This window comes from Delftia sp. WSY_16 (assembly GCF_043104415.1).
In the GTDB taxonomy this organism is placed as follows: domain Bacteria; phylum Pseudomonadota; class Gammaproteobacteria; order Burkholderiales; family Burkholderiaceae_C; genus Comamonas; species Comamonas tsuruhatensis.
In genome coordinates this window covers 144,046-157,426 of the sequence record NZ_JBICKS010000041.1, presented here as the reverse complement: position 1 = coordinate 157,426, position 13,381 = coordinate 144,046, and the positions used below count along the sequence as shown (strand labels likewise).

At 69.3% G+C, this 13,381-nt stretch carries 11 protein-coding genes; 10 read left to right on the top strand and 1 reads right to left on the bottom strand.

What is annotated here, in order from left to right:
- The first annotated feature begins 3 nt into the window (after nt 1-3).
- The 9 genes from ACF8O7_RS25440 to ACF8O7_RS25400 all read left to right on the top strand — a co-directional run bounded on the left by ACF8O7_RS25440 (nt 4) and on the right by ACF8O7_RS25400 (nt 10,596).
- On the top strand, nt 4-870 hold the full coding sequence (locus ACF8O7_RS25440) for an enoyl-CoA hydratase-related protein (protein WP_392444577.1): 867 nt from the start codon (nt 4-6) through the stop codon (nt 868-870).
- A 143-nt stretch (nt 871-1,013) separates the two neighbouring features.
- A complete protein-coding gene (locus tag ACF8O7_RS25435; protein WP_126312126.1) occupies nt 1,014-2,252 on the top strand; it encodes an ABC transporter substrate-binding protein in 1,239 nt (412 codons plus the stop codon).
- A 35-nt stretch (nt 2,253-2,287) separates the two neighbouring features.
- The gene (locus tag ACF8O7_RS25430) at nt 2,288-3,943 is read left to right on the top strand and encodes a long-chain-fatty-acid--CoA ligase (protein ID WP_126312127.1); all 1,656 of its coding nucleotides are present in this window, start codon (nt 2,288-2,290) and stop codon (nt 3,941-3,943) included.
- 12 nt (nt 3,944-3,955) lie between these two features.
- Nucleotides 3,956-5,038 carry a CaiB/BaiF CoA transferase family protein gene (locus tag ACF8O7_RS25425; protein WP_392444573.1) on the top strand — a complete coding sequence of 361 codons (1,083 nt, stop codon included), beginning with the start codon at nt 3,956-3,958 and terminating at the stop codon, nt 5,036-5,038.
- 9 nt (nt 5,039-5,047) lie between these two features.
- Nucleotides 5,048-6,610, top strand: a complete 1,563-nt coding sequence (locus ACF8O7_RS25420) for a long-chain-fatty-acid--CoA ligase (protein WP_017406340.1) — start codon at nt 5,048-5,050, stop codon at nt 6,608-6,610.
- A 25-nt stretch (nt 6,611-6,635) separates the two neighbouring features.
- Nucleotides 6,636-7,784: an acyl-CoA dehydrogenase family protein gene (locus tag ACF8O7_RS25415; RefSeq protein WP_017406341.1), complete on the top strand. Its 1,149-nt coding sequence runs from the start codon at nt 6,636-6,638 to the stop codon at nt 7,782-7,784.
- Nucleotides 7,785-7,861: 77 nt separating this feature from the next.
- Nucleotides 7,862-8,752 carry an SDR family oxidoreductase gene (locus ACF8O7_RS25410; RefSeq protein ID WP_034363614.1) on the top strand — a complete coding sequence of 297 codons (891 nt, stop codon included), beginning with the start codon at nt 7,862-7,864 and terminating at the stop codon, nt 8,750-8,752.
- Nucleotides 8,753-8,769: 17 nt separating this feature from the next.
- Nucleotides 8,770-9,582 carry a crotonase/enoyl-CoA hydratase family protein gene (locus tag ACF8O7_RS25405; RefSeq protein WP_046241661.1) on the top strand — a complete coding sequence of 271 codons (813 nt, stop codon included), beginning with the start codon at nt 8,770-8,772 and terminating at the stop codon, nt 9,580-9,582.
- A gap of 258 nt (nt 9,583-9,840) precedes the next feature.
- The gene (locus ACF8O7_RS25400) at nt 9,841-10,596 is read left to right on the top strand and encodes a 3'-5' exonuclease (protein WP_017406343.1); all 756 of its coding nucleotides are present in this window, start codon (nt 9,841-9,843) and stop codon (nt 10,594-10,596) included.
- Here ACF8O7_RS25400 and ACF8O7_RS25395 read toward each other — a convergent pair.
- A complete protein-coding gene (locus ACF8O7_RS25395; RefSeq protein WP_227472559.1) occupies nt 10,593-11,651 on the bottom strand; it encodes a diguanylate cyclase in 1,059 nt (352 codons plus the stop codon). The two genes, ACF8O7_RS25400 and ACF8O7_RS25395, sit on opposite strands and share 4 nt — an antisense overlap.
- A 433-nt stretch (nt 11,652-12,084) precedes the next feature.
- On the opposite strand from ACF8O7_RS25395, the gene ACF8O7_RS25390 reads away from it, so the two are divergent.
- Nucleotides 12,085-13,374, top strand: a complete 1,290-nt coding sequence (locus ACF8O7_RS25390) for an O-acetylhomoserine aminocarboxypropyltransferase/cysteine synthase family protein (RefSeq protein WP_046241742.1) — start codon at nt 12,085-12,087, stop codon at nt 13,372-13,374.
- Nucleotides 13,375-13,381: the final 7 nt, after the last annotated feature.

Here is a 13,381-nt window from a genome sequence, read left to right as displayed (position 1 = left end):
CCCATGAATTCCAGTCCGGCCGTCCGCATGGAACGCCACGGCAACAACGGCGACAGCGGCAACAACGGCGAGATCGCCCTCATCGTCCTCCAGGACAGCGCCCGCATGAATCCGCTGGGCAGGCCCTTGCAGCTGCGGCTGCGCGAACTGCTGGCCGAGGTGCGCGAGGACACCTCCCTCCGCGCCCTGGTGCTCACCGCCGAGGGCCGGGGCTTTTGCGTGGGCGCGGACCTGTCGTCCATGGGCGGGGCACAAGGCGGGGCACAAGGCGGGGCCCAGGCCGATGGCCGCACGCTGGGCGAGCAGACGGCCGACAACATGCAGCAGCTGTCCAACCGCCTCATCCTGGACCTGCAGCAGTTGCCCGTGCCCGTGGTCTGCGCCATCAACGGCGCGGCAGCCGGGGCCGGCGTGGGCCTGGCCCTGGCCGGCGACGTGGCGCTGGCGGCGCGCTCGGCCTACTTCTACCTGCCTTTCCTGCCGCGCCTGGGCATCGTGCCGGACCTGGGCACCACCTGGTTCATCGAACGCCGGCTGGGCCGTGCGCGCGCCATGGGCCTGTCCCTGCTGGGCGACAGGCTGGGCGCGCAGCAGGCCGCCGACTGGGGCCTGGTCTGGGCCTGCGTGGACGACGAGGCCCTGCGCGAGCAGGCCCTGGCCGCGGCCGCCCGCCTGGCGCGGCTGCCGGCCGGCGCCGTGCTGGAAGCCCGCCGCGCGCTGGACCACGCAGCCGCTTCCACGCTGGAGCAGCAGCTTCACTACGAGGCTGAACGCCAGCGCGAGCTGGTGGGCGCGCCGGCCTTCATGGAAGGCGTGCAGGCCTTCATGCAAAAGCGCGAGCCCGTGTTCGCGCCCCGCCAGCCGGGCTGAGCGCCGCGCCTTCCCGACGCACCTTGCTGCGCCCGCACATGCATTCGTCGGAATCGACGATGGGCGCGCGCCGGGCCGGTTCCTACCATGGACCGGCCACCACAAGAAAAGCGGGCACGGCGCCCGCAAGCCAGGAGACCACCATGCGCAACCCCTTCGCCCGCGGCCCCCGGGCCCTGATCGCCTGCCTGGCGCTGGCCCTGCCGGCCATCACCCAGGCGCCAGCCCAGGCCCAGGCCCAGGCCCAGACCCAGACCCAGACCCAGAAGAAGTACGACACCGGCGCCAGCGACACCGAGATCCGCATCGGCAACTTCGTGCCCTACTCGGGCCCGGTGTCGGCCTACGGAACCATCGGCAAGGCCCATGCGGCCTACTTCGCCAAGATCAACGCCGAGGGCGGCATCAACGGCCGCAAGATCACCTACCTCTCGGCCGACGACGCCTACAACCCCGCCCAGAGCGTGGAGCAGACGCGCAAGCTGGTCGAGCGCGACGGCGTGCTGCTGATGTTCGGCGCGCTGGGCACCTCGCACAACCAGGCCGTGCATCGCTACATGAACCAGCGCAAGGTGCCCCAGCTGTTCGTCTCCACGGGCGCCACGCGCTGGGGCGATCCGAAGAACTTCCCCTGGACCATGGGCTGGCAGCCCACCTACCAGCTCGAAGGCCGCACCTTCGCCCAGCACATCCTGGCCACGCGGCCCCAGGCCAAGGTGGCCGTCCTGATGCAGAACGACGACTTCGGCAAGGACTACCTCAAGGGCGTGCTCGACGGCTTCGGCGAGCAGGCCAAGCAGCGCATCGTCGTGCAGCAGACCTACGAGGTCGGCGACCCCACGGTGGACAGCCAGATGGTGGCGCTCAAGGGCTCGGGGGCGGACACCTTCATCAACATCAGCACGCCCAAGTTCGCGGCCCAGTCCATACGCAAGGCCGCCGACATCGGCTGGAAGCCTGCGCACTACCTGGTCAGCGTCTCGCTGTCCATCAGCTCGGTGCTCAAGCCCGCGGGCCTGGACAACGCGCGCGGCGTGATGACGGCCAGCTACCTGCGCGAGCCCTCGGACCCCACCAACCAGGGCACGCCCGAGCTGGCCGGCTACCTGGCCTTCATGAAGCAGTTCTACCCGGCCGGCGACCCCAACGATTCGCTCAACGTCATCGGCTACTCCCAGGCCCAGACCCTGGTGCAGGTGCTCAGGCAGGCCGGCGACGAGCTCACGCGCGCCAACATCATGAAGCAGGCCGCCAGCCTGAAGATGGACCTGCCCATGCTCTACCCGGGCATCAGCCTGCAGACCGGTGCGGACGATTTCTTCCCCATCAAGAAGATGCAGCTCGTGCGCTTCGACGGCAGCCGCTACGCGCCCGTGCAATGACCCCGGCCTTCAGGACAACGACAGGAGACACCCCCATGCCCGCCTTGCAAGGACTGATGCAGGACCGCCCGCTCATGATCTCGTCGCTGATCGAGCATGCGGCGCGCTTTCACCCGCACACCGAAATCGTCTCGCGCCTGCCGGAAACCCGGGACGGTGGCCTGCACCGCACCGACTGGGCCGGCATGCGCCGCGCCTCCTGCCAAGTGGCCAACGCCCTGCAGTCGCTGGGCGTGCAGCCTGGCGAACGCGTGGGCACGCTGGCCTGGAACAGCTGGCGCCATCTGGCGCTGTACTTCGGCGTCTCGGGCAGCGGCGCGGTGCTGCACACCATCAACCCGCGCCTGTTTCCCGAGCAGATCGAATACATCGCCAACCATGCCGAGGACAAGGTGCTGTTCTTCGACGTGACTTTTGCGCCGCTGGTGGAAAAGCTCGCACCGCATCTGAAGACCGTCACCACGTATGTCTGCATGAGTTCGCGCGAGCACATGCCCGCGCTGGACCTTCCCGGCCTGCACTGCTGGGACGAGCTGGTGGGCAACCAGAGCGAGGACTTCGACTGGCCCGAGTTCGACGAGCGCACGGCCTCCTCGCTGTGCTACACCTCGGGCACCACGGGCCACCCCAAGGGCGTGCTGTACTCGCACCGCTCCACCGTGCTGCACACGCTGATGGAGCTGGCGCCCGACACCTTCGGCCTGAACGCGCGCGAGACCGTGATGCTCATCGTGCCCATGTTCCATGCCAACGCCTGGGGCACGCCCTATGCGGCGGCCATGGCCGGCGCACGGCTGGTGCTGCCCGGCCCGCACCTGGACGGCCAGAGCGTCTACGAGCTCATGCGCGACGAGAAGGTCACTTTCTCCCAGGGCGTGCCCACCGTGTGGCTGATGCTGTTCCAGTACCTGGATGCGCATCCCGACATCGACCCGCGCGCGCTGGGCGTCAAGAGCATAGGCATCGGCGGCGCGGCCGTGCCGCGCGCCATGCTGGAGCGCTTCGAGAACCAGTTCGGCGCCCAGGTCGTGCAGGGCTGGGGCATGACCGAGACCAGCCCCATCGGCGTGGTCAGCAAGCTGCTGCCCCGGCACGACGCGCTATCGGGCGAGGAACTGGTCAAGGTCAAGCTCAAGCAGGGGCGCGGCGTCTGGGGCGTGGACCTCAAGATCGTGGACGACGACGGCCGGCCCCAGCCCTGGGACGGCCAGGCCCGGGGACACCTGCGCGTGCGCGGCCCCTGGATCGCCAGCGCCTACTTCAAGGGCGAAGGCGGCTCGCCCGTCGATGAGGAAGGCTTCTTCACCACGGGCGACGTGGCCACCATCGATGCCGGCGGCTTCCTGCAGCTGGTGGACCGCGCCAAGGACGTGATCAAGTCGGGCGGCGAGTGGATTTCCTCCATCGACGTTGAGAACGCCGCCATGGGCCATCCCGGCGTGGCCGAGGCCGCCATCATCGGCGTGGCCCATCCCAAGTGGCAGGAGCGGCCGCTGCTGCTGGTGGTGCCGCGCGCAGGCCACAGCGTCAGCCGCGAGTCCATGCTCGACTTCCTGTCCACGCGCATCGCCAAATGGTGGCTGCCCGACGATGTGCTGCAGGTGGCCGAGCTGCCGCACACGGCCACGGGAAAACTGCTAAAGACCAAGCTGCGCGAGCAGTACAAGAACCATCCACTGCCCACGGCCTGAAAGGAGACCTCCATGCCAGGACCGCTTGAAGGCGTGCGTGTGGTCGAGTTCGCGGGCCTGGGCCCGGGGCCGTTCTGCGCCATGCTGCTGGCCGACATGGGTGCCGAGGTGCTGCGCATCGCGCGGCCCGGCACGCCGGTCGATGCACAGGACATCACCACGCGCAGCCGCAGCCAGGTCGAGATAGACCTGCGCGGCGAGGAAGGCCAGGCCTCGGCCCTGGCGCTGATCGCACGCGCCGACCTGCTGGTCGAGGGCTTTCGGCCCGGCGTGATGGAGCGCCTGGGCCTGGGGCCCGAACCCTGCCTGGCGCGCAACCCGCGCCTGGTCTACGGCCGCATGACGGGCTGGGGCCAGCACGGGCCGCTGGCGCATGCGGCGGGGCATGACATCAACTACATCGCCATCTCCGGCGCCCTGCACGCCATCGGCCGCGCGGGCGAGGCGCCCGTGCCGCCGCTCAACTACGTGGGCGACTTCGGCGGCGGCGGCATGCTGCTGGCCGTGGGCCTGCTGGCCGCCCTGCACGAGGCCGGGCGCAGCGGCCGGGGCCAGGTCATCGACGCGGCCATGACCGATGGCACGGCCCTGCTGTCGGCCTTCATGTACGGCTTCAAGGCCAAGGGCCAGTGGAGCAACCAGCGCGGAGAGAACCTGCTGGACGGCGGCGCGCACTTCTATGACACCTATGCCTGCGCCGACGGCAAATACATCGCCATAGGCGCCATCGAGCCGCAGTTCTACGCCGAGCTGCGCCAGCGCTGCGGCATACAGGACCCGCTGTTCGACGCGCAACTGGACGCCGCACGCTGGCCCCTGCTCAAGCTGCGCCTGGCCGACGTGTTCCGCACGCGCACGCGCCAGCAGTGGTGCGAGCTGCTGGAAGGCAGCGATGCCTGCTTCGCGCCCGTGCTCGACTGGGACGAGGCGCCCCAGCACGCCCACAACCGCGCGCGCGCCACGTTCACCGAGGCCGGCGGCGTACTCCAGCCCGCGCCGGCGCCGCGCTTTTCGCGCAGCGTGCCCGAGCAGCCCCGCCCCCCGCGCGCCACCAGCCTGCAGGACACGCTGGCCGCCTGGAATGCCCGCTCCTGAGGAAACCCCATGCCCATGTATCTCACCCAGGCCATCCACAAGGGCCGCCGCGAAAGGGCCGGCGCCACGGCAGCCATCTGCGGCGCAGAGCAGGCCAGCTGGTCGCAGCTTGCGCAGCGCATCGAACGCTGTGCCGGCCTGCTGCGGGCGCTGGACGTGGCGCCCGGCGACCGCGTCGGCATGATGGGCCTGAACTCCATCCGCTACCTTGAATACTTCTATGGCTGCTGGTGGGCAGGCGCCGCGGTCAACCCCGTCAACATCCGCTGGAGCGCGCACGAGGTGGCCTACTCGCTGGACGACTGCGACACGCGCGTGCTCTTCGTGGACGATGCCTTCGCGCCCCTGGTGCCCCGGCTGCGCGAGCTGTCCTCCAGCCTGCGCACCGTGGTGTTCTGCGGCACGGGCGCCGCGCCCGAAGGCGCGCTGCACTACGAACAATTGCTGGCCGCCGCCACGCCCTGCGCCGACGCGCTGCGCAGCGGCAACGACCTGGCCGCCGTCATGTACACAGGCGGCACCACGGGCCGACCCAAGGGGGTGATGCTCAGCCACGACAACCTGTTCATCAACGCCCTGTCCAATGCCAGCAACGTGCCGCGCCAGCATGTGAAGGTGGGCATGGTGGTCACTCCCATGTTCCATGTGGCCGGCTGCGGCCTGGCCCTGCTCATGGCCCAGCGCCTGGTGCCCCAGGTCATAGTGCCGGCCTTCGACGAGCTGGCCATCCTGGACGGCATCCAGCAGCACGGCGTGAACGAGCTGTTCCTGGTGCCCACCATGATCCGCCGGCTGATCGAGCATCCGCGCATGGCCGAATTCGACCTGTCCAGCCTGCGCCTCATGCTCTATGGCGCGGCGCCCATCGACGCCAGCCTGCTGGAGCGCGCCATGCAGGCATTGCCCGGCGCCGACTTCGCCCAGGCCTACGGCATGACCGAGCTGTCGCCCACCATCGTGTCCATGGGCCCGGCCGAGCACCGCCCCGGCCCGCAGCGCGAGCGCCTGCTGCGCGCGGCCGGCCGGCCCGTGACCATTGCCGAGGTGCGCATCGTCGATGGCGAGGGCCGCGAGCTGCCGCCCGGCGAGGTGGGCGAGATCACGGCACGCGGCCCCATGGTCATGCAGGGCTACTGGAACAGGCCCGCCGAGACGGCCGCCGCGCTCAAGGACGGCTGGATGCACACGGGCGACATGGGCCGGCTGGATGCCGACGGCTACCTCTTCGTCGTGGACCGGCTCAAGGACATGATCGTCAGCGGCGGCGAGAACGTGTACTCGGCCGAGGTCGAGAACGCCATCGCCCAGCTGCCCCAGGTCGCCATGTGCGCCGTCATCGGCGTGCCCGACGAACGCTGGGGCGAGCGCGTGCACGCCGTGATCGTCGCGCGCGAGGGCCAGCCGCTGACCGAGGCCGAGGTCATCGCCCACTGCCGCGAACGCATCGCGGGCTACAAGTGCCCGCGCTCGGTGGAGTTCCGCAGCGAGCTGCCGCTGTCGGCCGCGGGCAAGCTGCAGAAATTCCAGCTGCGCGAACCCTACTGGCAGGGCCGCGAACGCCGCATCAACTGAACCCCTCAATCCACCGGTCCAAGCCATGCCACTGCAACTGACACGCTCCTGGAGCACCCCCGAACTGGAAAGCCTGCGCGCCACCGCCGTGCGCTTTCTGGAAACCGAAATGCAGCCGCAGGACGAGGCCGCACGCCAGCGCGGCAACGTGGGCCATGCCATCTGGCGCCGCGCCGGCGAGCTGGGCCTGCTGTGCACCGACATCCCCGAGGACTACGGCGGCGGCGGCGGCGACTTCCGCCACGAGGCCGTGATCCACGAGGAGATGGCGCGCCGCGCCCTCTCGGGCATGAGCAACTCCGTGCATTCCATCGTGGCCCACTACCTGCTCAACCACGGCACCGAGGCGCAAAAGCGCAAGTACCTGCCCGCCATGGCGCGCGGCGAGCTGGTGGGCGCCATCGCCATGACCGAGCCCGGCGCGGGCTCGGACCTGCAGGGCGTGCGCACGCGCGCAGAACTCAGGGACGGCCGCTACCGCATCAACGGCAGCAAGACCTTCATCACCAACGGCCTGCTGGCCGGCCTGATCCTCGTGGTCTGCAAGACCGACCCGGCCCAGGGCGCGCGCGGCACCTCCATCCTCATCGTGGAGACCCGGGACTGCGCGGGCTTTCGCGTGGGCCGCGTGCTCGACAAGATGGGCATGAAGGCCCAGGACACCTCGGAGCTGTTCTTCGACGACGTGGCCGTGCCGCAGGACGCGCTGCTGGGCGGGCGCGAAGGCCAGGGCTTCTACCAGCTCATGGGCGACCTGCCCTACGAACGCCTGATCATCGGCCTGGCCGCCCTGGCCTGCATGGAAGGCGCCTATGAGGCCACGCTGGCCTACGTGCGCGAGCGCCGCGCCTTCGGCCAGGCCATTGCCGACATGCAGAACACCCGGTTCAAGCTCGCCGAGGTGGCCACCACCCTCACCGTGGGCCGCGCATTCATCGACCGCTGCGTGGAGCAGCTGGTGGCCGGCACGCTGGACACGGCCACGGCCTCCATGGCCAAGCTGTGGGGCTCGGAAGCGCAGGGCCGCGTGCTCGACGAACTCGTGCAACTGCATGGCGGCTACGGCTACATGAACGAATACATGGTCACGCGCATGTACGCCGATGCGCGCGTGCAGCGCATCTACGGCGGCACCAGCGAAATCATGAAGGAAGTGATCTCGCGCGCGCTCTGACGCTCCGATCCCCTGGCGGCGCCAAGCGCTGCCGCAGTCCCCCTATCCCTTCCCCGGCAGCACAGGAGACAGCAGCCATGACCCTCGACGACCTCATCTACAAGCCCGGCCTGCTCCAGGGCGAACGCATCCTCGTCACCGGCGGCGGCACCGGCCTGGGCCGGGTCATGGCCGAGGCGTTTCTCATGCTGGGCGCCGACATCCACCTGTGCGGCCGGCGCGGCGCCGTGGTCGAGCAGACAGCGCAGGAGCTGATGCAGCAGCACGGCGGCCGGGCCACGGGCCATGCCTGCGACGTGCGCCAGCCCGAGGCCGTGGAGCAGATGATCGAGGCCATCTGGGCCGACGGCGGCGCGCTCACGGGCCTGGTCAACAACGCGGCCGGCAACTTCGTGAGCCGCACCGAGGACCTGTCCATGCGCGCCTTCGACGCCGTGGCCAACATCGTCATGCGCGGCAGCTTCAACCTCACGCTGGAGTGCGGCCGCCGCTGGCTGGCCGAGGGCCGCAAGGCCAGCGTGCTGTCCATCCTCACCACCTGGGTCTGGAACGGCTCGGCCTTCACCGTGCCCTCGGCCATGGCCAAGTCGGGCGTGCATGCCATGACGCAGTCGCTGGCCGTGGAATGGGGCAACCGGGGCATACGCTTCAACGCCATCGCGCCGGGCCTGTTCCCCACCGAAGGCATGAGCGCGCGGCTGAACCCGCAGGGCGGCGAGCATGTGCGTGCCGACAACCCCATGGGCCGCAACGGCCGCATGCCCGAGCTGGCCAACCTGGCCGTCTTCCTCATGAGCCGCCAGGCCGAGTACCTGACGGGACAGACCATCGCCATAGACGGCGGACAATACCAGGCGACGGGCGGCAACTTCGCCGGGCTGGCCAGCTGGAGCGACCAGGACTGGGCGAATGCGCGCAGCGCCATCGAATCGCGCAACGCGGCCGACCGCCAGCAAAGAACCGCATAGACACAAGGAGACAAGCCATGAGCCAAGAACGCGTGCGCATATCGGTGGACCACGGCGTGGCCGAGGTGACCCTGGCCCGGCCCGACAAGATGAATGCGCTGGACCCCGCCATGTTCGACGCCCTGATCGACGCATTGGCGCGGCTGCGGGACACGTCCGGGTTGCGCGCCGTGGTGCTGCATGGCGAGGGGCGCGCCTTCTGCGCGGGCCTGGACATGGGCAGCATGGCCGGCATTGCCGACGGCCAGCAGACGGCAGACATGACGGACCTGGCCGCGCGCACGCACGGCATTGCCAACCGCTTCCAGCAGATCTGCTGGGGCTGGCGCGAACTGCCCGTGCCCGTGATCGCCGCCGTGCACGGCGTGGCCTACGGCGGCGGCCTGCAGCTGGCGCTGGGCGCGGACATCCGCCTGGTGGCCGAGGATGCGCGGCTGTCCATCATGGAAATCAAGTGGGGACTGGTGCCCGACATGGCCGGCTGCGCGCTGGCCGCGCCGCTGGTGCGCGGCGATGTGCTGCGCGAGCTGGTCTACACAGGCCGCATCGTGCCCGGCCCCGAGGCCGTGGCCCTGGGCCTGGCCACGCGCGTGAGTTCCGCGCCGCTGGAGGAAGCGCGCCACCTGGCCCGCCAGATCGCGGCCAGCAGCCCGCACGCCATGCGTGCGTCCAAGCGCCTGATGCAGCTCAGCGAAACGGCATCGCCCCAGGACATCCTGCTGGCCGAGGCGCGCGAGCAGCAGGCCCTGCTGGGCAGTGCCAACCAGGCCGAAGCCGTGCGCGCAGGCCTGGAAAAACGGGCCCCGGTGTTCAGCGACCAAGGCCTTTAGACACCTCTTGAAACAACCACCGGACCCTGCCCGCGGGTCCGGCGCGGCCATCCGTAATTACCCTTAATCGACGCCCTTTCGCCACTGCGCTGATTTTTTAGGCATTCCGTGGAAAGCCTTGCAGGGCGCGGATTCGGCAAGTTACACCCGGAGTTTTCCACAACTCCGTCCACATGCATCGGGGATAAAAACCCGGGGCCGAAGGGACATGCAGGAGCAGGCATACTTGACGGCTCGCCTCGGCCTCCCCCCTTTCCCATGCCCCGCCTGCACGCCCCCAGCAAGGAAGACAGCCGCCTGCTGCCGCCTTTTTCCGCCCTGCCGGAACGCTGCATCCACGTGCCCGCCACCGACGCCGAATTCGCGGCCGCCCGCGCCGCGCTGATGGCCGCGCCCGTGCTCGGCTTCGATACCGAGAGCAAGCCTCTTTTCCACGCCAGCCAGACCGACACCGGCCCCCATGTGGTGCAACTGTCCACCTGCGACCAGGCCTGGCTGCTGCAGCTGCACCATGCGCAGGCACGCGCGCTTGCGGCCGACGTGATGGCCAGCGAGGCCATCTGCAAGGCCGGCTTCGGGCTGGACCATGACCGCAGCGCGCTGCCCGCGCGCCTGGGCGTGGCGCTGAACAACGTGATCGACCTGGACCGCGTGTTCAAGCGCCATGGCTACGCCAGCTCGGTAGGCGTACGCGCGGCCGTGGCCCTGGTGCTGGGGCAGAACTTCCAAAAGTCCAAGAAGATCTCCACCTCCAACTGGGCTGCACCGCAGCTGAGCCTGGCCCAGCGCCACTACGCGGCCAACGACGCCCACGGCGCCGCCATGGTGCATGCCGCGCTGCCGGGCTGGGAGCTGCGCCAGCCGGCAGCGGCCCAGCGGCCTTCCAGGCCTGCGCTTGAACCGCGCGGGCCGCGCGAGTCCAGCGCCCCGCAGACGCCGCAGACGCCGCAGACACCGCGTCCGCCCCGCACCGCTCGCCTGCTGCAGGCTGCGGTCGCGCCGGCCAAGTCCTAGAGCGTTTCCTCTTCCTTCACCAGCCGCACCCGGTCCCGGCCTGCGCGCTTGGCCTCGTAGAGCATGGCGTCGGCACGCGCGAGCGCCTGCTCCAGCGTCTGGCCCGGCGCCATCCAGGCCACGCCGAAGCTGGCGGTGATGCGCACCTCGTCGGGCAGCCCGCTGAAGCCCATCAGGCGCAGCTGGGTCTGTATGCGCCGGGTGATCGACTGCACGGCCAGCGGGTCCGCACGCGGCAGCAAGGCCACGAACTCTTCCCCGCCAAAGCGGGCCACCAGGTCCTGCTGGCGCGTGCTGCGCAGCAGCAGTCGCGCAAAGCGCTGCAGCACTTCGTCACCGGCCGCGTGGCCCCAGCCGTCGTTGACCCGCTTGAAATGGTCCAGATCACAGACCAGCACGGCGGCTGAAAGCTGAGGGTGCTCGGCCCGCCGGCGCTGCACCTCCTCCTTGAAGGCGCGCCGGTTCAGCAGCCCTGTCAGCGGATCGCGGTCGCGCTCCTCATGCAGCTCCTGCACGGTGTCGCGCACCGCCGCCGCCAGGAACACAATGGCGAACAGCAGGCCGAACACCAGCAGGCTCAGCTGCTTCGCCAGGCACGCGGAAGAAACGCCCAGCCATTCACTGGCCGCGTCGGCCGGTGGCGAGGCGCCAGGCGGTGTCAGCCACAGCGCACGAACGAAAAAGCTCAGCGCAAAGACCACGAACACCCCCAGCAGCAGCCGGTCCCAGTCCGTACCGGGATGCCTGCGCGGCAAACGCCACAGCGGCAGGGCCAGTTGCAGTCCCAGGCCGAAATTGAGCACATGCTGGCGCGCCTGCGCATCGGGAACGACCCAGGCGTAGTAGCCCAGCACCGCCAGCACTGCGCTGCCAAAGACAGCCGCCAGCGGCGCATCCGGTCGCACGCCCTGGCGCATGGCCATGGCCTCGGTGATGAACCAAGCCGCACACAGCTGCAGCGCGGCCGTGGCCAGCGCATTGACGGGCACGGCCGCAGGCCGCTCCAGGACCTGCAGCAGCAGCGCCAGGCTGAATCCGGTGAAGGCGAGGGACATGCTGCGCAATTCGCGCCGGGCACGCAGATGCCGCCAGCAGACATAGAAACAGCCGGCCAGCAGCGAGGTGCACAAGGGCACCGCCAGCGCCAGAAAATGTCTTGCTGTCAACGTCACCATCAACTCCCGAATGGAGTCTAGCGATCAGGTCACGTTACAACACGTTGTTAACAAAAATACACATTCACTCACGATCCTGGCAAAGCCAGGCCGGACATATCTGCGCGCGGCAGAGGAGCAACCGGTCTGCGGCGTATATGTTCGTAACCAACGCATCGTTGGGCACCGGAGGCCGGCACGCCACAATGCCAACCGTCCTCCGCTTGTAAAACCTCAGGACTTACGCAAACAGGATGCGGGACGCGCCGCTGCCCATGGCAAATGGCCCGCCCTGCCCTTCTTGCGTAAGCCGTCACCAGAAAGGCAATCTTCCATGCGCATCGAAACCCTGGCCGTCCACGCCGGCTACTCGCCCGACCCCACCACCAAGTCGGCCGCCGTGCCCATCTACCAGACCGTGGCCTATGCCTTCGACAGTGCCCAGCATGGCGCCGACCTGTTCGACCTCAAGGTGGCCGGCAACATCTACACGCGCATCATGAACCCCACCACCGACGTGCTGGAAAAGCGCGTCGCGGCGCTGGAAGGCGGCATTGCCGCCGTGGCCGTGGCCTCGGGCATGGCCGCCATCACCTATGCCATCCAGGCCATCGCGGAGGCAGGCGACAACATCGTCTCGGCCAGCACGCTCTACGGCGGCACCTACAACCTGTTCGCCCACACATTCCCGCAGCAGGGCATCACGGTGCGCTTTGCCGATCCGCGCGACCCGGCCAGCTTCGCCCAGCACATCGACGAAAAGACCAAGGCCATCTTCATCGAGTCCATCGGCAACCCGCTGGGCAATGTCACCGACATCCGCGCCCTGGCCGACGTGGCCCACGCCCACGGCGTGCCGCTGATCGTGGACAACACCGTGCCCAGCCCCTACCTGCTGCGCCCCATCGAGCATGGCGCCGACATCGTGGTGCACTCGCTGACCAAGTACCTGGGCGGCCACGGCAACAGCGTGGGCGGCGCCGTCGTGGACAGCGGCAAGTTCCCCTGGGCCGAGCACAAGGCCCGCTTCAAGCGCCTGAACGAGCCCGATGTCAGCTACCACGGCGTGGTCTACACCGAGGCCCTGGGCGAGGCAGCCTACATCGGCCGCGTGCGCGTGGTGCCGCTGCGCAATACCGGCGCCGCACTGTCGCCGCACAACGCCTTCCTGATCCTGCAGGGCATCGAGACGCTGGCCCTGCGCATGGACCGCATCTGCGAGAACACCCAGAAGATCGCCGAGACGCTGCAAAGGCATCCCAAGATCGAATGGGTGCGCTACGCCGGCCTGCAGGACCATCCCGACCACGCCCTGGTGAAGAAGCAGCTGGGCGGCCGCGCCTCGGGCATCCTGTCGTTCAGCCTCAGGAACTGCAACGGCGACAGCGACACCCGCGCCGCCGGTGCGCGCTTCCTGGATGCGCTGCAGCTGTTCACGCGCCTGGTCAACATCGGCGACGCCAAGTCCCTGGCCACGCACCCCGCATCGACCACGCACCGCCAGCTCGACGCCGAGGAACTGGCCAAGGCCGGCGTCACCGAAGGCATGGTGCGCCTGTCAGTGGGCATTGAGCACATCAGCGACCTGCTGGCCGACCTGGAGCAGGCGCTGGACAAGGTCTGAGACGCCC